The sequence below is a fragment of the Sphingobium sp. GW821-FHT02B05 genome, from assembly GCF_059421905.1.
Genome location: NZ_JBWKVW010000002.1, coordinates 482,858 through 502,746, shown reverse-complemented (window position 1 = coordinate 502,746; position 19,889 = coordinate 482,858). Strand labels below are relative to the sequence as shown.

Here is a 19,889-nt window from a genome sequence, read left to right as displayed (position 1 = left end):
TTTACGTTACCCTCGGTTGGCGAGGGGCGCGAGCGTTGCGCGTGCGCTTTATGGTGAGGGAGAATATATCGCGACCTTCGCGTCAAGGCGTTATCGTCGAAGATCGGCCGGATTTCACGCTGCCCATGGTGGACCTGCGCGGCGGCCCGCCGTAGATAGGGGGACAGCATTGCGCAAAATATGGGTGGTTCTTGTTCCGGTACGATAAGCTGATGGGTCCGAAACGCTATTTTCATGTCCTTGTCGGGATGATCCTGCTGCTGTCGAGCCTTGGACTGACCGGTCCGGTCCACGCGCAGCCGGACCCGACGGTCGATCCCGCCGCGCGACTGGCGCAAGCGGAAAAGGATGTGCGGTCGGTCGATCAGAGCCTGGATACGCGCATGGATGCCGGCGATCGCAGGCTGCTGCTGGCCAAGATATTGGCGGCCAAGGCGACGGCTTCGGATGCGGCCGGCGACTTGCAGGATCAACTTGCGCTGCTTGACGCCAAACTCACAGGACTTGGCACCGTTGCAGCGGACAGCATCGAAGCGTCTGATATCAAGCGCCAGCGCGCGGCCCTCACGCGGCAGCGTTCGGCGATCGATTCCGCCATCAAGCGGGGCAATCTGCTGGGTGTCGAGGCGCAGCAACTCGCCGACGAGATCGAACGCAGCGAGGCAGAGCAGTTCAGCCAGAAAATCTCGACCCGATCGCCATCGCCGCTCTCACCCGGCTTCTGGTCCTCGCTCGGCCATGCTTTTCCACGTGACATGCGGCGGGCGGGAGCCTTCATGCAGGCGGGCAGGGAGCATGCCGCCGCCGCACTGGGCGATCACCGGCCCTGGCATGCGTTGGCGGGCCTGCTGCTTGCGTTGTTGATTGCAGGGCCGGGGCAGGTGGCCGCGCGGCATATGGGGCAGCGGATGCTGACCGAGGGCGTGCCCGGTCGTCGGGTGCGGCGGTCCACCTATGCGCTCTGGCGTGTCGCAGTCGGCACCTTTGCGCCATTGCTGGCGGCACTTTCGATCGCGCAGGGGATGCGCTGGTCAGGACTGATTGCAGAGCGGTGGGAGCCACTATTGGGTGCCATCGTTGGAGCCAGCGCCTTTAGCGGCTTCAGCTTTTCCGTCCTGGGCGCATTGCTGATGCGCAGTCGCCCGTCCTGGCGCATCGCGCCCATCAGCGACAATGGCGCGACCAAGCTGCGCCCCTATAGTTTGCTGCTTGCGCTGCTGGCCTTCCTCGGCGTGGTCTATGCGCAGTTCAACATGTCTGTCGGCGTGGGCAAGGCGGCGCAGGAGGCGACGCAGGCGGTCTTCGCATTGCTGCACATATTGCTCGTCAGCGCGGTCCTGATTACCGTTGCGCATCTGCGCGCGGCCAAGGTGGATGGCGCGGCGGACGAGCGCCAGGAAAGCGTCAGCGGCATCATCAGCCTGCTCGCATGGATCGTCGTCGCGGTGGCGACGATCAGCCTGCTGCTGGGTTATTTCAGCCTCAGCCTTTTCCTGTTGCAGATGATGACATGGACTGCGGTCCTGGGGGCGGCGGTCTATCTGTTGACCGTGGCGATCGACGATCTGGCGACGACCATATTTGACCGGTCAAGCCGTTTTGGCATGGCGCTGGTCCGCAGCCTGGGCCTGCGCGGCAGCGCGGTCGAGCAGTTTGGCGTCCTTCTGTCTGGGCTTTTGCGTCTGGCGGTGCTGCTGCTCGGCTTTTCGATGCTGCTATCGCCCTTCGGCGCGGGCAATGTCGCCAGCCTTTTCAGCCGGCTCGGCATGCTGGCGCAAGGATTCGAAGTCGGCGGCGTCGCCATCTCGCCCGGTGCTATCCTGCGCGGCATTTTGGTGCTGATGATCGGCCTGACCCTGGTGCGTGGATTCATGCGCTGGCTGGAACGGCGCTACCTGCCAGTGACCGATCTGGACGGCAGCGGGCGCAACTCGGTCAGCCTGGTGGCGCGTTATGTCGGCATCGCGCTGGCGGTTATTTGGGGTCTTGCATCGCTTGGCATCGGAATAGAGCGCATTGCCATCCTGCTGTCCGCTTTGTCCGTCGGCATCGGTTTTGGCCTTCAAGCGATCACGCAGAATTTCGTGTCGGGCCTGATCCTGCTCGCGGAACGGCCGATCAAGATCGGGGACCTGGTCCGCGTTGGCCAGGATGAGGGCGATGTGAAGCGGATCAGCGTGCGATCCACCGAAATCCAGCTGCCCGATCATTCGACGTTGATCGTGCCTAATTCGGAACTCATCACGAAGACAGTGCTCAACAAGACGCTGGCCAGCCCCTTGGGCCGGATGCAAATTCAGTTCTCGGTGCCGATCGAAACGAACGCGGACCAGGTGCGGGAAATCGTGTTGGCCACCTATGCCGACGAGCCGGCCGTGCTGGAAGATCCTGCCTATTCTGTCTTCATCGATTCGATCGCCGACGGACGTATCTTTTTCAACAGCTTTGCCCATGTTTCCAGCCCGCGAGCGGCCTATGGCGCCCGAAGCAATGTTTACACGGTACTGCTTCGCCGTTTCCGGCAAGAAGGGATAGAGATAGGTACGGCGCCGCAGCGGATGGAACTGATCAACATGGTCCGTCCGGACAATTTTGCTGGCAGCGAATGACCATCGCGGAAATGCCGTGCCGGCGAACCAGCTTCTAGGGCCGGAGAGGGTGCCGCCGCGCCGATGGCTCGGTTGAACCGATGCGAAGAACGAACATGAAACGACTGGACAGGTGCGGGCTTTCTGCCATCCAATCGTCATGAGCGACAATCGGGGGGCGGCAATGACGATCAACCTCAAGGTGAATGGGCAGGTGCGGGCGGTAGAGGCTGACCCAGCCAAGCCTTTGCTATGGGCGTTGCGCGAAGATCTGGACATGGTTGGCACCAAATTCGGCTGCGGTGCCGGGCTATGCGGCGCCTGTACCGTGCATATCGACGGCAGTCCGGCGCGCGCGTGCCAGACGCCGATCGGCGAAGCGCAGGGCATGGCGATCACCACGATCGAGGCGGTGGCGCAGAGCGAGGCGAGCAAGCGGATATCCGACGCCTGGGTCAAGCTGGACGTGCCGCAATGCGGCTATTGCCAAGCCGGACAGATCATGAGCGCGACTGCGCTGCTGGCGACCACGCCCGATCCCACGGACGACGACATTGATGCCGCGATGATGGGAAATCTCTGCCGATGCTCCACCTATGTCCGCATCCGCGCTGCGATCAGGGATGCGGCCCAGGCGGGAGCGAAGGCATGAACGCGCCGGTCCTGTCGCGCCGTCGCTTTTTGAGCGCGTCGCTGGTGGCGGGCGGCGGATTGCTGTTCGACCTCAACATTCCGCTGGCGGGTGCGGCCGAGGGCTCGTCGCAGATATTGACTGCCTTTGTGCGCATCCTGCCGGACAATCGCGTCGTTATCGGGGCGAAGAATGCCGAGATCGGGCAGGGCGCCAAGACGATGCTGCCGATGCTGATCGCCGAGGAACTGGATGTCGACTGGGCGCAGGTGACGATCGAGCAGACCCATGCCGACCAGAAGATATTCGGCGGGCAGAGCGCGGGCGGCAGTCGCACCACGCCGCGCGAATGGTTGCCGACGCGGACGGCCGGGGCGGCGGCGCGCGCGATGCTGGTCGCTGCGGCGGCGCAGATGTGGGGCGTGGCGCCGGCGACGCTGAAGACCAGCAGCGGCACGGTGCGCGATCCGGCTTCGGGCAGGAGCATGACCTATGCCGCGCTGGCGGCCGCGGCCGCGCAGCAGCGGGCGCCCGATCCGGCGACGCTGGTGCTGAAAGACCCTAAGGATTTCCGCATCATCGGCCAGTCGATCGGCGGGGTGGATACGCCTGCGATCGTGGCGGGCAAGCCTTTGTTCGGGATCGATTTCAAGCTGCCCGGCATGCTTTATGCGGTGCTGGAAACCTGCCCGGCCTTTGGCGGCACATTCAAGGCGGCCAATCTGGATGAGGTACGCAAGCTGCCCGACGTCGCCCATGTGCTGACGATCAAGGGGGATGGGACGCCGGAATCCTCGTTCGATGGCGTGGCGATCCTGTCGCGCAGTTGGTGGAGCGCCAATCAGGCGCGCGAGGCGCTGAAGGTCGAATGGGATATGAGCGCGTTTGGCGGCTTTTCTACCGAAGGCTATGCCGCGCAGGCGGCCGCGCGGCTGAAGGGCAAGGCCGATGGCGATATCGTCCGTACGGGCGATGTGAATGGCGCCTTTGCCGCGGCGGCGAAGACGGTCAGTGCGCAATATGACTATCCTTTTCTGGCGCATGCGACGCTGGAACCGCAAAATTGCACAGCCCTGTTCAAGGATGGCGCGATCGAAATCTGGGCGCCGACGCAAAATCCGGAAAGCGGGCGCGGGCTGGTGGCCAAGGCGCTGAACCTGCCGCCGGAGAAAATCCGCATCAACTTCACCCGCATCGGCGGCGGTTTCGGCCGGCGGCTGATGAACGATTATATGGTGCAGGCGGCGTTGATCGCGGCGCAATTGCCGGGCGTGCCGGTGAAGCTGCTGTTCAACCGGCAACAGGATATGCAGCGGGATTTCTATCGCCCGGCCGGCTGGCACGGGTTTCGTGCAGCGCTGGACAAGAGCGGCAAACTCACGGCCTTCCACGATCATTTCGTGACCTTTGGCAAGGACGGCAAGCCGGTGCGATCGGCCGAAATGCCGGCGACCGAAATTCCCGCCGGCCTGATCGATACGGTTCTGCTAGAGCAGAGTTTCCTCAGCACCAACATGCCGACCGGATGGCTGCGCGCCCCCGGTTCCAATGCGCTGGCCTTTGTGACACAGGCTTTCCTGGACGAAGTGGCGCAGGCGGCGGGCAAGGACCTGCCGACGCTGATGCTGGAATTGCTGGCTGAGCCGCGCAGCTTGCCGCGTGGATCCAATGCGCCGCCCTTCATCACCGGCCGCGCCAGAGGCGTGATCGAGAAGGTGGTGGCGATGAGCGGCTGGGCCGATCGCGGCAAATTGCCCAAGGGGCGGGGCAAGGGCTTTGCCTTCTACTACAGCCATATGGGCTATTTCGCCGAGGTGCTGGAGGTGGCGCTGGTGGACGGCATGCCGAAGGTCGCGACCGTGTGGGTCGCAGGCGATGTCGGCAGCCAGATCATCAACCCGATCAATGCGCTGCATCAGGCGCAGGGATCAGTGATCGAGGGGCTGGGGCAGGCGCTGGCCGGGCAGAAGATCACGCAGGTTGCCGGCGCGGTGGAGCAGGCCAATTTCGACACCCATCCGTTGCAGCGCATCCCCGATACGCCGCAGATCGTCGTTGAGTTCGTGAAGACAGACTATCCGCCGACCGGCATGGGCGAGCCGGCGCTGCCGCCGGTGATCCCGGCGCTGGTCAATGCGCTGCATGCCGCCACCGGCAAGCGCATCCGCACCCTGCCGATCGTGCCGGGGATGTTCGCCTGATCTCCCTTTCCTGAGCTTTTCGGCCCTCCCCGGAAAAAATCTTGATGATCGTCAAGATTTTTATGGCGGATCGGCATGGCGTCCTTCGTCATGCCGATCAGAGGGGCGAAAAGCCCCGTCCAGGCTTCGGCTGCGTCCAGGATAAATTCCGGGCGCCAAAGGGGGACATCAGGGTGAAGCGGCTTCCGGTGCAATTCGGTCTGTTGGCGTTGCTCTCCGCATCGGTCGTGCTTGCCCAAGGGGGTGGTGGGAGCGATGGCGGTCCCGACGGCGCGACGATGAAGGAGACGGAAGCGGGTATCCCCGTCACCGATCCGCTGGTGCAGGAAAAATGCGGCAGCTGTCATGCGCCCGATGCCAAGGGGAACCTGTCCCGCATCAGTTGGGTCCGCACCACGCCGGAGGGTTGGGCACAGGCGATCAAGCGGATGGTGCGGTTGAATGGCCTTGGCATCACGCCGCAGGAATCGCGCGCAGTCATCAAGTCGCTGTCCGCATCGCACGGGCTGGCGCCGGAGGAGGCGCGGCCAGTCATGTACCTGCCCGAAAAGCGGATCATTGACGAGGCGCTACCCAATGAGACGATGCGCGGCGCCTGCGCCAGTTGCCATGCCTATGCCCAGCCCTTGTCCTGGCGCCGGTCGAAACTGGAATGGAAGACGTTGCAGGACATGCATGTCGCGCTCTATTCCCAGGCGGACGCCCAATATCGCCGACCGGCCGAGGATAACGAGCAGCCCGCCGGGCGCGATCCCAAGGACAAGATGACGCGCGGCGAATATGCGCTAACCTACCTGCCCAAGGTGGCGGGGCTGCATACGCCGGAATGGGCGGCCTGGAGTGCGCGGCTGCGCGCGCCGAGGCTGGCGGGCGACTGGCTGGTGGTGGCGTCGGTACCGGGGCAGGGTCGCTTCGTCGGCACGATGATGGTGGCACCGGGCGGCGCGGCCGACGAGTTCAAGACCAGTGTATCGCTGACGTCGCTGGCTAATGGGGCGACAGTCAGCCGTAGCGGCACGGGGCTGGTCTATTCCGGCTATAGCTGGCGCGGTTCGTCCAAGGGCGCGGCCGCGCCGACGAAGCCGGATGATCTTACCAACCCGGCGCGCGAAACGATGTGGTTCGCGCCCGACCAGCAGAGCGCGGAGGGGCGCTGGTTCTGGGGCGAATATCAGGAATTCGGCTATGATGTGAAACTGGTGCGCGCGACCGCTGCGCCTTCGATCCTCGCGGTGACGCCGGGGGCAGTGAAGGCCGGGGCGAAGGGCGTGGCCGTGACCATCTGGGGCCATAATCTGCCGGGGTCTCTGGCGACGAGCGACGTCGATCTGGGGGTGGGCGTCACCGTTGCCAAGGTCGTGTCGGCGACGCCGGGCAAGGCGGTGCTGAGCGTGGATGTCGCGGCGAATGCGGCGGCGGGTCAGCGCGATGTCGGGATCGGCGGCGCAGTGCTGGAACGGGCGTTTCCGGTCTATACCAAGGTCGATTATCTGAAGGTCACGCCGGAAACGAGCCTGGCGCGGCTGGGTGGAACAAAGTTTCCCAAGGGGTATCAGCAGTTCGAAGCCATCGGTTTCGATAAAGGCCTGGATGGGAAGCCGAACACGAGTGACGACATCGCGATCGGCCCGGTGGATGCGACCTGGTCGATGCAGGAATTCATGTCGGTCTATTATGACGATGACATGAAATATGTGGGCGCTTTGAGCCCCGCCGCCTTCTTCACGCCGGGGCTGGAAGGCCCCAATCCCGAACGCCGGTTCAGCCGCAACAATTATGGCGAGGTGTGGATCGTCGCAACGGCGAAAGGCGAGAAGGACAAGTTCGGCAAGGCGCTGAGCGCCCGGTCCTATCTGGTCGTGACCGTGCCTATGTATCAACGTTGGGATCAGCCGGAGGTGTCGCAATGACCGTGATGCACATGCCTGCCTATCGCCGCGCCGAATATCACGGCTTTTCGGCAGGGGGCGGCGATTTCGTCTATCTGGTGAGCGCCGGCGCGATCTTCGAGATCGATGCGCAGGTGCAGGAGGTGCTGGACCGGATCGACGGGCAGGAACTGAGCCATGCGGCGCTGGTGCAGGAACTGGCGGGGGAGGGTGGCGACCCGAGCGAAGCGGAGTCGCTGGTGCGGGAATTGCGTGCGGCGCAGCTTATCCATCTTGGCGCTGCGCCGGTGTCCGTGCCGGAGGCTCCGCCGGCCGATTTTCCGTTGCAGGCGCTGGTGCTGAACGTCACCAACCAGTGTAACCTCGCTTGCACCTATTGCTACGAGTTCGGCGCGGACAAGATCGCGACGCCGGCGGGCAAGCCCAAATATATGACGCTGGAGACGGCGAAGGCGTCGGTCGACCTGCTGATCGCGGAGGCGGCCCATCGCCCGTCGGTCCACATCACTTTCTTCGGCGGCGAAACCTTGATGAATTTCAAGCTTCTGCGCGATGTGGTCGATTATGCCAATGGGGCGACGGCAGCGGCGGGCAAGGGGATCACCTACAGCCTCACCACCAATGCGACGTTGCTGACGCCGGAAATTGTCACTTTCCTGTCGGACAATCGGGTCGGCGTCACCGTGTCGATGGATGGCCCACCCGAATTGCAGGACAAGCATCGCGTCTATAAGAATGGCAAGGGCAGCTATGCGGTGATCGAGCCGCGGCTACGCACGCTGATCGCCCATCATCGCACCCGCGCCGTCACCGCGCGCGTCACCCTGACCGAGGGCGTCACCGATGTCGTGCGCATCTTCCGTCATCTGAAGGACGATCTGGGCTTTCACGAGGTCGGCTTCGCGCCGGTGACCACCGGCGAGACGCGGGCCTATTCGATCGACGCCGACGGCATGGACAGCGTGCTGGCGCAGTTCAACCTGCTGGCGCGCGAATGGCTGGAGTTTGCGCTGCGTGGGGAAATGCATGGCTTCACCAATGTCAGCGAGACGATCAGCGAGCTGATTTCGGGCGTTAACAAATCGCATCCCTGCGGCGCGGGCATGGGGCTGATGGGGGTCAGCCCGTCGGGCGACCTGTCACCCTGCCATCGCTTCACCGACGCCGACACGCATGTGATGGGCCATGTATCGAGCGGCATCGACCGGGCCAAGCAGGGCGATTTCCTGAGCCGCGGCCATGTCGGCGCCAAATATGATTGCCAGAGCTGCTGGGCGCGGCCGCTGTGCGCGGGCGGCTGCCACCATGAGGCGTTCGTCCGCTATGGCGACACCGGTCACGCCAATCTCCATTATTGCGACTGGATCCGGCAATGGACCGACACCTGCCTGCATATCTATGGCGAGCTGGCGGTGAAGAATCCCGGTTTTCTGGAGCATTTCGCTGAACGAAAGGGGCTGTCATGAAGCATCTTCGTGCCATCAACAAAAAGGCGCGGCGGATCGACGAGGCCGTGACCCAGATGGAGGCGGCGATCGAGGCCGCCGCTGCATCGGGCGCGACGCCGTCCGACATGGAGGAGGATGTCGTCGCCCTGCAACAGGCGCCACGTCCGCATGTGCCGATGGGTTGCACCCTGTCCTTCTCGCCCGGTTGGGAAGTGGATGCGGGCGGCGGCACGGCGGGACTGTGCCAGCCGGTCGAGCGCGACATCTACGACTGCTACGTCACATGCTTCTGGCCGGTTCAGGTGCCCGATCATGTGAATTATTCGCCCGACTGGGCCAGCAACTGCGCCACCGCGACCAAGGACTGGCGCAACCTCGACCTGGTGTTCCCATGAGGTGGGCGATGCAGAAACTCCGCTTTTCGCTGGCGGCGGGTCTGGCCGTGCTGGCGGCACTCCCCACACAGGCGGCGACCCTGTTCATGGGCGCCTATCCCGACATGCTGCTGGTCTTTGACGAGGGCAAGGGCGCGGTCACGCAAAAGATCAAGCTGGATACCGGCCTGCCGACGGCCATGACCCTGTCGGACGATGGCAAGCGCATCTATGTGTCGACCATCACGACGAGCGGGATCGAGGTGATCGACGCCGCAAGCCGCAAGGTCATCAGCAAATTCAGCCTGAATGACGGGCTGAACAAGGTGCGCTTTTATGGCGGCGTGGCGGACCCGGCCGGCCGCTATTTCTACACGATCGTCACCAAGATCGAGAAGGAAATGGACCGCTACAAGGTCAGCAAGCCGCTTTATGGCGTCGTTGACCTGAAGCTGGGCAAGCTGGTGCGCACGGCCGAGATCGAGAAGGATGATGAGAAGGCGATCGGCGGCTATCGCGTGGCGTTCAAGGTATCGGGCGATGGCAAATATCTCTATGCCTTTGGCGAGAAGGTCATCATCATCGACACCGCGACGTTGAAAGCTACCGACCGCATCGATCTGGCAAAACCGGAGGGGACGGGGCTGGAGAATGTGGGCTTTGGTGGCGCGCTGGAGACATTGCGGACGCCGGGGCAATATGTGTCTCTGTTCAATGCGGCCGACCCTTACATTCACAGCAAGATGTTCGGCCTCGCCCGGTTCGACCTTAACAGTCGCCAGTTCGATTTCACGCCGATCGGCCCGGCGCCCGCCGCCATGGCGGGGCTGGAAATCACGCCAGATGGCAAGCAGGCCTATACGGTCGTGACCAACGGCACGCTGGGATCGAAGCGGTGCGAATTCTGGCACATGGACTTGTCCACCAATGCGGTGGTGGACAAGGCGGAGTTCCCCTGCCGATCGCGCTTCCGCTTCGGCATGTCGATGGATGGGGCCAAGCTCTATATCTACGGCGCCAGCTTCGATATCGAGGTCTATGATGCCAAGACGCTGAAGCTGGAAGCGACCTGGGATCTGGGCAATGACGCGACCGGGGCGGGCATGGTAGCGGTGCCGTGACCTGGTCCGGCGATCCCGATACGCCGATGGCAGTGGCCATTCGGGGCAGCGGGATGGCCGCCAATGCCTGTGGACATTTGTTGAGAGAGGCGGGACTTCGGGTCACTGTCGAGCCTATCCGTCGCCTGCCAGTGCCCAGCCTGATGTTGAGCGGGGCTGCCCTAGTCCTGATGCGTGATCTGTTCGCGCGACCGGATCTTTTTGTCGATGCGCCGCGCGTTCACCGCCGACTGGTCGCCTGGGGCGGTACACCGGTGATGGTGCCGCATGACGCGGTACTGGCATCCGAAGAGGCGGTGCAGGTGGCGTTCGCCCCGTTCGATGGAGGGGTGGATTCGGCACCCGATTTCACCATTCATGCCGCACCGCCGCTGCCGGCCGGCGACCTGCATATTTTCGGCGAGCGCCACGCCGTCGCGGCGCGCGTTCGATTGCGTGACCCGGCCTGTCGTGAGGAAGGGCGGGTCGAGGCGGTCGAGAGCGGCTGGTTATTCCTGGTCCCTGCGGATGGGGAGGAGGGGTGGCTACTCGGCGTTGGGGGCGATATCGACATGCTGCTGGCGCAAAGCCGCCTGGTCGCGCCGGTCGTCGAACCGGTTGGAGGAACGACCTCTCCTTTCCTTGCCGCGCCCCGGTTGCACCTGCCGCTTATCGGTGACAACTGGCTGGCTTGCGGCACGGCGGCGATCGGCTTCGATCCTATCTGCGGTGATGGCACCGCCCAGTCGGTGCGTGAGGCGATATTGGCAAGCGCGGTCCTGACCGCCATCGCAGAGGGGGGCGATCGGATTGCGCTGCTTGGCCATTATCAGGCGATGCTGATCGCCACGATGCGGCGACATCTGCTGCTGTGCGCGCAATTCTACGCAAAAGGCGGGCGGGGCGATTGGTGGCGGGCGCAGCATGACGCGCTGATGGAGGGGCACCGCTGGTGCACCGGCCTGTTGGCGAGGTTGCCTGAGCCGCAATATGTTCTGAACGGACTGCGCTTGACACCGCGGCAGTCGGCGGCATGACCGGTCCTGTTTCCGCGCCGCAACCCGCGCCTGTCGCCGACTGGGGCAGCTATCGTCGGTTGCTCCCCTATATCAGGCCCTATTGGCGCGGGCTGATGATGGTGCTGGCGATCAGCGTGCTATCGACCGCGCTTGGCCTTGCCCAGCCCTATCTGTCTAAACTGATGATCGACCAAGCGCTGTTGCGGCGGGATATGGGGGCTCTGCTGCGGATTGCAGGGATCATGATCGCGGTGACCGTGGCGGGCTTTGGCGTGAATATATTGGCGAGCTACCGCTATGTCCGACTGTCGGCGGCGATGCTCTACGATATCCGCGCTGCGCTGTTACGCCATCTCCAGACGCTGTCGCCGCGGTTCTATGCCAGCTTTCGGCTGGGCGACCTCATCTCGCGCATGAACAGCGATGTGAGTGACGTGCAGCGGATCGCGTCCGACACATTGCTTTCGGTGGTGAGTAATTTGCTCTTCTTCGTCGGCTGCGTCGCGATGATGGTCTGGCTCGACTGGCGGCTGTTCCTGGTGGGCGTATTCCTGGTACCCGCCAGCCTGGCCGCTTTTACATATTATCAGCGTCGGCTGACCGCGCTGACCCGCGATATGCGGGAGCGGGGGGCTGACCTGGGGAGCCTGCTGGTCGATACGGTGATGGGAATGCGCGTCGTCACGGCGCTGCGCGCGGGCGAGCATGAGGTCGGGCGTTTCAAGGCGAAGAATGACGCCTTCGTCGGCGCGATGCTGAAGATGCAGATGGCTTCGTACATGACCGGCGCCTTGCCTGGCACATTGATGACCGGGGCGACGTCTGCCGTCATCCTCTATGGCGGCTGGCGGATCATTGAAGGCGGCATGAGCATCGGCACATTGGTCGCTTTCATGACCTATCATATGCGGTTGCTGTCGCCGATCCAGACTTTGATGGGGCTGACATCCGGGCTGGCGTCCGCGCGGGTTTCGTTGGGGCGCATCTTCGAACTGTTCGATACCCGGCCCGATGTTATCGAGCGCGCGGATGCCGTGGCGGTCGGCCGGGTGCGGGGCGAGCTTCGCTTCGAGCAGGTGGCGATGCGCTATGACCGCGATCCGGTGCTGCGGGATATGGATCTGGCCATTCCTGCCGGCAGCATCTGCGCCATTTTGGGGCCAAGCGGAGTCGGCAAGTCCACCATGGCCGACCTGATGGTGCGCTACGCCGATCCGACCTGCGGGCGCATCCTGCTGGATGGGCATGACCTGCGCGATCTGCGCCTGGACGATCTGCGGCGCGAGGTGATGCTGGTCGATCAATCGCCCTGGCTGTTCAACGACAGCATTGCCGGCAATATCGGTTTTGCCCTGACCGATACTTGCACCGAAGAGATCGAGGCGGCGGCGCATGCCGCCGGGCTCGACGCCTTCCTTGGGCGCTTGCCCGATGGGTTGGCCACGCGCACCGGTGAACGGGGGCTCGCTCTTTCGGCCGGTGAGCGGCAACGTATCGTCATCGCCCGTGCGCTCCTGCGCCGACCGTCCGTGCTGATCCTGGACGAACCGACATCGGCGCTGGATGGCGAGACGGAGGCACTGGTAGCCCAGAGGCTCCGCAGCGCTCTGCCTGACGCGACGATCATCCTCATCACCCATAAGCCGGCGCTGGCACGCATCGCCGATGCGGTCATGACGATTGCAGACAGACAGGCGCTGGTGGTGCCTCAACAGGCGCCGGTCCATGCCTGAGCCGCTACGCATCGCCGTGATCGACAGTGGGGTTCATCCTGAACATCCCCATATCGATACAGGGCGCCTGTTGCCCGGTTTTGCCATCGCAAAGGATGGCACGGACATGGGCACCGACACGATCGACGAGCAGGGTCATGGCACAGCTGTTACCGCTGCGATCCAGCATCAGGCGCCTGATGCGCTCTGTCTGCCGATCCGGGTCTTTCACGACGGGTTGAGCAGCACGGCGCGTGCACTGGTGGCGGCGATCGACCGGGCGGTGGCGGTGCGGGTGGACATCATCAATCTCAGCCTCGGCACGGTCAATCCGGCTCATCGCAGCGTCTTTGCGGCGGCGGCGGATCGCGCTTTGGCTGCCGGCATCCTGATCGTCGCGGCGCGGGATAATGAAGGGATCGCCTGCTATCCCGGCAGTCTGGAGCAGGTGCTGGGCGTGGGGTTGGACTGGGATTGTCCGCCGGGTGATTATCGGCTGCGCGATGGGCTGGCCTTTGCATCCGGCCATCCGCGCCCAATCCCTGGCGTGCCGCAACGGCGCAACCTGTTCGGCGTCAGCTTTGCGGTTGCCAACATGACCGGGCTGGTCGCGCGGCAGGGTCGGGTCGATCCGACTGCCTGGATTCAGCTTGCCGGAACGTCGGGATAGGCATCGACCAGCGGGCCAAGCGCGTCGGCCAGCGGACCAAGCCTGGCGGCAAAGCGCTGCCAATGATCGACGCCGCTGGTGTAGATGGGCTGACGCACCTGTTCGGAGCTGGCGGTGCGGACGGCGCGATCCGTGCGCCAGAAGGACAGGCAGGCAGGCTCGAAATCCAGGCCAAGATAGGCGAGCAGCCGATCGACCTCGCCGGGCGTGTCGGCGACAATCTTTTCATAGATGACGCGATGGACCCGGCCCGGCGCTGCCCTGTCATAGGCCGCCATCAGCGCGACATAGTCGCGATAATAGCGCCCGATGTCGGTGAGGTCGTAGCTGAACGCCTGACCCCGGGCGAAATGCTGTTTCCAGCCGGAAAAGCAGCAGCCCATCGGGTGACGGCGCGCGTCGATGATGCTGGCGTTGGGCAGAATCAGCTTGATGAGGCCGACATGCTGCCAGTTGTTGGGCATCTTGTCGATGAAGCGAGGCTTGTCGCTCTGACGGTGGACGCGAGTCTGGTCGATATATTCCTCGCCCAGCCGCTTGCGGTCGGCGGGTGAAAGCGATGCAACCATGGTGGCGAAATCGGGAAATTCACCTTCATCCACGCGCGATTGCAGACGGCTGGCGATGACCATCATTTCAGGCAGTTCCATCGTGCCTTCCACCCGGCTGTGGCTGGCGAGGATCTGTTCCACCAGCGTCGATCCCGCGCGCGGCAGGCCGACGATGAAGATCGGGTCGGGGGCGGGGCAGCCACCATCGCCCATCGCGGCGATGAAGGGCGCGGTAAAGGTGGACGCGGTGGCCGCGATCTCGGCCGAAAATTCATCGGAATCATGGCGGATCATGGCCCGGCGCAGGCGATTGCCCGCGTCATAATGGCGGAAGGCTGCCTCGTCCGCCTTTCGATCCTCCTGCGCCTTGCCCAGTGAGAAGTGCAGGTGAAAAATATCCTCACCCGCGCCCTGACCATTTTGAGCCAGGGTGGCCAGCGCCTGTTCCATCGTGGCGATGTCGTTGGCATCCAGCTTGACGGTCTTGAGGTTGGCGAGGCTCCACCAGGCTTCACCCATGGTCGGGCGATAACGCACGGCCTTGCGATAGGCATGAACGGCATCGGCCTGCATGCCGAGCGTCTTGAGCGCATGACCCAGATTTTGCCAGACCTGCGGCTGGTCGGGCCGATCGGACAGCAAGCGCTCGTAGATCGTGCGCGCGCTCTGCTGGTCGCCCAGCCGCACCAGCACGGAGGCGCGGATCAGGTCATAGCCCGGATTATGGATCGGCGAGTGCGACAATATGTCGGCATGGGTCAGCGCGTCGGACAGGCGGTTGTTCTGAAGCAGCAGGCGGATGAGGAAGTCGCGCGCCAGATCGAATCCCGGCGCAAGCGTCACGGCCCGCTCGACCAGCGTCAGCGCTTCGTTCATGTCACCGTGCCGCCACTGCACCTCGCCGCGCAGGCGGGTGCCGACAGGGTCGTCGGGCAGTCGTTCGGCGCGGGCGGCCAACAGCGCATCTGCCTCCGCCAGTCGGCCGTCGTTCATCGCCACTGCCGCTTCCAGCAGGTCGCGATCGCGCGAGGCGGCATGGACGCCGGACAGGTCCGCGCGCCAGGCATCCGCATCGCGCTCCACCGCGCGCAGCAATCCGGCCAGCAGGAACCAGCCGGTGGCCACCGCCGGTTGCAGGCGGGTCAGCCGCTCCAGCGCGGCAATGGCCTGCGGATAGTCATGTGCTTCCTGCGCTGCCTTGGCCAATTCCCATAAATTTGCCGGAATATGGGCGTGCAGGCGGGCGAGGGGCGCAAGATGGATCAACGCTTCTTCGGGCTTGCCGAGCCGTCGCAGCGCCTGGCCGACGAGCAACTCGGCGCGAGGAAGCGGGCCTGCGCGACGGATGATCGCCTGCGCCTGCGCCAACGCCGCGTCGGGGCGCGTTTCGAGCCAGCCGGCCGCCTGTGCCAAAACCGCTTCTATCGTCCCGATTGCCGTATCGGCGGGCGCGTTCCCCATAGCCCCTCATATTTGTGCGACTGCTCAAAATCCTATGCCGCCTACAGGCACTCGTCGAGTCCCGGCGTCACGAAAGATTCAAAAAGTCGACGAAGAGCCGCTTGACATGCCGTGTCCGACTGGCACTATCCAATTTAGGACAGTTGTTATGATTGCTGCAAAAGCGAACTGTTCGAGGGTGTTGAAGAGATAATCAGCGTGATGGGCGCCAGGCGGCGATTCTGAAGGATGAGCTCCTTCGGACAGGGTTACTTTTGCCCTGTCCTGATCGATCGCTGGCGAAACGCATCACGCAAGACCCGGAAAGCCGGGCACGACATTAGGAGAGGCCGAGTCGCAACGCATACAGGGGGTATTCGTATGGCCATTCGTCTCCGTTCGCGCAGGATGCGCATGTTCTGCGCGCTGGGCACGAGCACGTTTTTGACACCGATGATCGCGCCGGCCATGGCACAGGAGCCTGTTCCGCAGGTGGCAGACAATGCCGAGGCTGCCGTCGAATCGGGTCTCGGCGAAATCGTGGTCACCGCGACCCGCAGCGCGCAGAGCATCCAGAAGGTGCCGATCTCGATGCAGGCTCTGGGTGCCGAAAAGCTCGCGGAACGGCAGGTGAAAGGGTTGAGCGATTTCGCAGCCTTGCTGCCATCGGTGTCATTCGCGGGTATCGGGCCAGGCCGCAATACCGCTTTCTTCCGCGGCATCGTGCCGGCGGGCGGCGCCTATGCCTCGGTTGGCTATTATCTGGACGATATTCCGATCACCGGTACCGAAGTGCCCGATGTACACGCCTATGACATGGAGCGTGTCGAGGCGCTGTCGGGGCCGCAGGGCACGCTTTATGGCGCGGGATCGCTGGCCGGCACCATTCGCCTCATCACCAACAAGCCCAAGCTGGACAAGTTCGAATTTGGCTATGACGTCGAAGCCAATAAATATGGCAAGGGCGATTTTGGCGGGCAGCTGGAATCCTATGTCAACGTGCCGTTGAGTGATACGCTGGCGTTGCGGGCCATGGGCTATTACCGGCGCGACGGTGGCTATATCGACAACAAGCCCAATGAGGGATTGCTGAACAATGGAGCGCCGGCGGTCTATAATCTGGGCGACAATAATCCCAACACGTTCTGGAATCTCGACAATAGCGATATCGCCAAGGATGATTACAACACGATCAAGGAATTTGGCGGTCGGTTGCAATTGTTGTGGGAGCCGGTCGATGACTGGTCGTTCAACCCGTCCATCACCGCGCAGAAGCAGGTGTCGAACGGATATTTCGGCTATGATCCGCGTGTCGGCGATCTGGAAGTCCATGACTATGACCAGACGAAGAATGACGACCGCTGGTATCAGGCAGCGCTGTCCATCCATGGTCATATCGGCGATTGGGACGTCGTGTCCGCGACCGGCTACTTCAAGCGGCGTACCCGCACGCTCAACGACTATACCTATTATACCGTGACCTATGACGGATTTGGGCCTGGCTATGAAAGCTATCTGCAATTTTTCGATAATTGTACCGGCACTGGTGCGTCGCAGCAATGTTCGCTGATTGATCCGACCCAATATTATCACGCCGATACGCATCGCAACAAGTTCACGCAGGAATTGCGGATCAGCACACCAAAGGACTGGCCGTTCGACGTCACGATCGGCGGATTCTACCAGAGACAGTCGAACAAGCTGAACACCAGCTATGCGATCCGCGGGCTGGACACGATCACGGGCTATACCGCGACCGGCGGGGGCGATGTGGCGGGCGGCCTGATCGGCGTGCCGGCCATGTATGGCATTGCCTATGATGATGACGGCAATCCCTATTTCGACACAAGCGACGTCATCAATCCCAACGGCAATCCGCTCGGTACGATGCTGTTGGGGACGCAGGCCGTGAAGGGCGACGCCTTCTACTTCGTCGAGCAGGACCAGCTTTATCATGACAAGGCGATCTTTGCCGAAGGCCATTATAATATCACGCCGACGCTGAAATTGACCGGCGGTATCCGCTATTTCTGGACCGACTATAAGGTGCGAGGCTTTGCCGGCGTGGCGGGATCTGCGGCCGGCGTTGGCTGTACGACACCTTTCCCCGCCGATGAGCGGTTGACCTGCATCAATACCAACACCAATGCGGCTGATGGTACGGGGCGCTACAAGGAGGATGGAGAAACACATAAGGTTGCGCTCGATTGGCAGTTCCAGCCCGATAAGATGGTGTATTTCAATTATTCGACCGGATTCCGACCCGGCGGTTTCAATCGTCCGCTACGTATCCGCAGTCTGGGCAAAATCGTGGATGTCGCGCCGTTCGAATCCGAAACGCTCACCAATTTCGAGCTGGGGGTAAAGACGACCTGGAACAATATGTTCCGGTTCAATGCCGCCGTCTATTATGAAAAGTGGAACAATATCCAGTATAGCGTGGTCGTGGCCGGCGCGCAGGGCGCAGGCATGACGGGCAATGCCGGCAAGGCGGTGGTCAAGGGCATCGAATATGATGCCGACCTGAAGCTGGGTGAGATTACCATTTCGACGTCCGGCGCCTTCAACGACGGCAAGCTGAAGGGCGATTTCTGCAACTTTGCTCTGAATGATGCCGGCACCGCGATCGGTCAGCTGAGCAGTTGCGCGCCCGGCGTGGATGTAGGGGCCAACCCGCCGATCCCGTCGGTCGCGGCGGCCGGCGGTACGCGCCTGCCGCGCCAGCCCCGGTTCAAGGGCACGACGTCGGTCCGCTACGACACGATGCTGGGCGATTTTAGCGCCTTCCTTCAGGGGGCGGCACTGTACCAAACCGGGGCGACGCAGGATCTGAACGTCGATAGCAATGCATTGCTGGGCAACACCAAGGGCTTTGTCAGCTTCGATTTCTCCGGCGGGATCAAGAAGGATAATTGGAGCCTGACCTTGTTCCTGCAAAATGCCTTCGACAAGCGGGGACAATTGACGCGCAATACCTTTTGCTCGATCGACTTCTGTTCGGGGTCGTCGCGGACATTTACCATCAAGCCGCAGTTCTTCGGCATAAGGTTCGGCCAAAAATTCTAAAAAGGTCGCCAGACATGATGGCCATGCCCCGCCGGATAGGGATGTGGGGCATGGCCATTTTCATGAGCATGATGGGGCCGATGCTGGTCGTGCTCACGCCCGTGCGCGCGCAGGAAGACCATTCGGGTCTGACTCGCGCGGACTATCGCCGCAAATGCCTTATGTGCCACAACCGGGCCGCGCCCGAAGGCGTGTCGCCAGAGATATTGGCGGGCCTGCATCCAGAACCGGGGCTGACACCGGCTGTGGCGATGCCGGGGCTCATTTGCTGGCGGCGTTGCACGACATGCTGGCCGGGGGAGGCGCGTAAACAGCGGAAATAGCGGGCGATAAGATATTTTTCCATTGGCAAGGTCGATCGCTTTGATCGAGCGAGAACATCACCGACGTGAGGAAGGCCTTTGTATCCACAATCTTGCGGATCGAGGCACACAGTAGGCGCACGCGAAAATACTGACTGCCGTTATATCAAGCAAGGTGTCGGTAGCTGCCTCACTCTCTGAAATTATGGCATGACCTAGCGTGGACAACGTTAGGGACGCTACAAATCCTGCGATAGACAGAGCGGTGCCGGCATGAATATGCTTCCTATGCATTCTGAACTATTACCGTGAGCACAGACCGGTGGGCAAGAGGTGATCTAAAACAAGACCTCCCCCTTCCTATCCATTACGGCTCCTACCGCCGCACCGACGGAAACAGCATCCGCAGCGATGCTGGCGCATGGCATTGCTTGATCGCGGTTTCGACGTGGCGGGCGCGTTCGGCCGTCAGCGAGGCGGAAGACAGGGCGAAGCGTCGTTCGTGCGCGACTTCATCGGCGCTGAAGGGCGCGCTGCCCTGGGGTACGCTGTTGCCGCCCAGGCCGAAGACGACGAAGTTCATCATGTCGGCCAGTTGCTGATTATCCTTGATCCGGCTGAGCGCGACATTGGGCAGGCGGATCAAGTAGGCGCGGGTCTTTGGCGTGCAAAGGAACCAGCCGACCCGGCCGCGCAGTTCGGGCAGCGCGGCGGGCGCGGCGCTACCCTGGACCCCGTGGCAGCCGCCACAATTTTCAACATAGTCGGACCGGGCGAGATCGGGATCGGTGATTGCGGCAGGCAGCAGTCCCATGGGCGGCAAAGCGGCGCGGCCGATGCCGACCGCGCCGAGTAGCGCCAGCGATCCGATCAGCAACGCGCGCATCATGGTCTCTTG

At 62.9% G+C, this 19,889-nt stretch carries 14 protein-coding genes; 12 read left to right on the top strand and 2 right to left on the bottom strand.

Features of this window, described 5'->3' with window-relative positions:
• Positions 1–191 precede the first annotated feature (191 nt).
• From AC07UX_RS11890 to qhpE, 10 genes are all read left to right on the top strand, one after another.
• On the top strand, positions 192–2,609 hold the full coding sequence (locus AC07UX_RS11890) for a DUF3772 domain-containing protein (RefSeq protein ID WP_495192207.1): 2,418 nt from the start codon (positions 192–194) through the stop codon (positions 2,607–2,609).
• Between the two features lie 163 nt (positions 2,610–2,772).
• A complete protein-coding gene (locus AC07UX_RS11885) occupies positions 2,773–3,240 on the top strand; it encodes a (2Fe-2S)-binding protein (RefSeq protein ID WP_495192291.1) in 468 nt (155 codons plus the stop codon).
• The gene (locus AC07UX_RS11880; protein WP_495192206.1) at positions 3,237–5,420 is read left to right on the top strand and encodes a xanthine dehydrogenase family protein molybdopterin-binding subunit; all 2,184 of its coding nucleotides are present in this window, start codon (positions 3,237–3,239) and stop codon (positions 5,418–5,420) included. The genes AC07UX_RS11885 and AC07UX_RS11880 overlap by 4 nt, the downstream gene beginning before the upstream one ends.
• Before the next feature lie 173 nt (positions 5,421–5,593).
• Complete coding sequence (gene peaA / locus AC07UX_RS11875; RefSeq protein WP_495192205.1) at positions 5,594–7,330, top strand: quinohemoprotein amine dehydrogenase subunit alpha; 1,737 nt, start codon at positions 5,594–5,596, stop codon at positions 7,328–7,330.
• Entirely contained in the window at positions 7,327–8,775 is a 1,449-nt protein-coding gene (gene peaB, locus AC07UX_RS11870; RefSeq protein ID WP_495192204.1) for a quinohemoprotein amine dehydrogenase maturation protein, read from the top strand. The genes peaA and peaB overlap by 4 nt, the downstream gene beginning before the upstream one ends.
• Positions 8,772–9,152 (top strand): quinohemoprotein amine dehydrogenase subunit gamma, encoded by a 381-nt coding sequence (gene qhpC, locus AC07UX_RS11865; protein WP_495192203.1) that lies wholly within the window; start codon positions 8,772–8,774, stop codon positions 9,150–9,152. The genes peaB and qhpC overlap by 4 nt, the downstream gene beginning before the upstream one ends.
• Positions 9,153–9,160: 8 nt before the next feature.
• Positions 9,161–10,252 (top strand): YncE family protein, encoded by a 1,092-nt coding sequence (locus tag AC07UX_RS11860; RefSeq protein ID WP_495192202.1) that lies wholly within the window; start codon positions 9,161–9,163, stop codon positions 10,250–10,252.
• The gene (locus AC07UX_RS11855) at positions 10,249–11,268 is read left to right on the top strand and encodes a hypothetical protein (protein ID WP_495192201.1); all 1,020 of its coding nucleotides are present in this window, start codon (positions 10,249–10,251) and stop codon (positions 11,266–11,268) included. The genes AC07UX_RS11860 and AC07UX_RS11855 overlap by 4 nt, the downstream gene beginning before the upstream one ends.
• Positions 11,265–12,983: an ABC transporter ATP-binding protein gene (locus tag AC07UX_RS11850; RefSeq protein WP_495192200.1), complete on the top strand. Its 1,719-nt coding sequence runs from the start codon at positions 11,265–11,267 to the stop codon at positions 12,981–12,983. Before AC07UX_RS11855 ends, AC07UX_RS11850 begins: the two co-directional genes overlap by 4 nt.
• Positions 12,976–13,632: a subtilisin-like serine protease QhpE gene (gene qhpE / locus AC07UX_RS11845; protein WP_495192199.1), complete on the top strand. Its 657-nt coding sequence runs from the start codon at positions 12,976–12,978 to the stop codon at positions 13,630–13,632. The genes AC07UX_RS11850 and qhpE overlap by 8 nt, the downstream gene beginning before the upstream one ends.
• On the opposite strand, the gene AC07UX_RS11840 is transcribed toward qhpE, so the two are convergent.
• A complete protein-coding gene (locus AC07UX_RS11840; protein ID WP_495192198.1) occupies positions 13,608–15,644 on the bottom strand; it encodes a tetratricopeptide repeat-containing sulfotransferase family protein in 2,037 nt (678 codons plus the stop codon). The two genes, qhpE and AC07UX_RS11840, sit on opposite strands and share 25 nt — an antisense overlap.
• A gap of 393 nt (positions 15,645–16,037) precedes the next feature.
• Here AC07UX_RS11840 and AC07UX_RS11835 point away from each other — a divergent pair, with 393 nt between their 5' ends.
• Together AC07UX_RS11835 and AC07UX_RS11830 are read left to right on the top strand one after the other, a co-directional pair.
• Complete coding sequence (locus tag AC07UX_RS11835) at positions 16,038–18,689, top strand: TonB-dependent receptor (RefSeq protein WP_495192290.1); 2,652 nt, start codon at positions 16,038–16,040, stop codon at positions 18,687–18,689.
• A 50-nt stretch (positions 18,690–18,739) separates the two neighbouring features.
• A complete protein-coding gene (locus AC07UX_RS11830; RefSeq protein ID WP_495192197.1) occupies positions 18,740–19,012 on the top strand; it encodes a hypothetical protein in 273 nt (90 codons plus the stop codon).
• Positions 19,013–19,367: 355 nt separating this feature from the next.
• Here the strand turns inward: AC07UX_RS11830 and AC07UX_RS11825 are convergent, their stop codons facing one another.
• Entirely contained in the window at positions 19,368–19,880 is a 513-nt protein-coding gene (locus tag AC07UX_RS11825) for a cytochrome C (RefSeq protein WP_495192289.1), read from the bottom strand.
• Between the last annotated feature and the right edge of the window lie 9 nt (positions 19,881–19,889).

Bases quoted from the DNA above. Each gene is read 5' to 3' on its own strand.
- AC07UX_RS11885 (WP_495192291.1), top strand. From the start codon at position 2,773: ATGACGATCAACCTCAAGGTGAATGGGCAGGTGCGGGCGGTAGAGGCT.
- AC07UX_RS11880 (WP_495192206.1), top strand. From the start codon at position 3,237: ATGAACGCGCCGGTCCTGTCGCGCCGTCGCTTTTTGAGCGCGTCGCTG.
- peaB (WP_495192204.1), top strand. From the start codon at position 7,327: ATGACCGTGATGCACATGCCTGCCTATCGCCGCGCCGAATATCACGGC.
- qhpC (WP_495192203.1), top strand. From the start codon at position 8,772: ATGAAGCATCTTCGTGCCATCAACAAAAAGGCGCGGCGGATCGACGAG.
- AC07UX_RS11860 (WP_495192202.1), top strand. From the start codon at position 9,161: ATGCAGAAACTCCGCTTTTCGCTGGCGGCGGGTCTGGCCGTGCTGGCG.
- AC07UX_RS11850 (WP_495192200.1), top strand. From the start codon at position 11,265: ATGACCGGTCCTGTTTCCGCGCCGCAACCCGCGCCTGTCGCCGACTGG.
- qhpE (WP_495192199.1), top strand. From the start codon at position 12,976: ATGCCTGAGCCGCTACGCATCGCCGTGATCGACAGTGGGGTTCATCCT.
- AC07UX_RS11840 (WP_495192198.1), bottom strand. From the start codon at position 15,644: ATGGGGAACGCGCCCGCCGATACGGCAATCGGGACGATAGAAGCGGTT.
- AC07UX_RS11835 (WP_495192290.1), top strand. From the start codon at position 16,038: ATGTTCTGCGCGCTGGGCACGAGCACGTTTTTGACACCGATGATCGCG.
- AC07UX_RS11830 (WP_495192197.1), top strand. From the start codon at position 18,740: ATGGCCATTTTCATGAGCATGATGGGGCCGATGCTGGTCGTGCTCACG.
- AC07UX_RS11825 (WP_495192289.1), bottom strand. From the start codon at position 19,880: ATGATGCGCGCGTTGCTGATCGGATCGCTGGCGCTACTCGGCGCGGTC.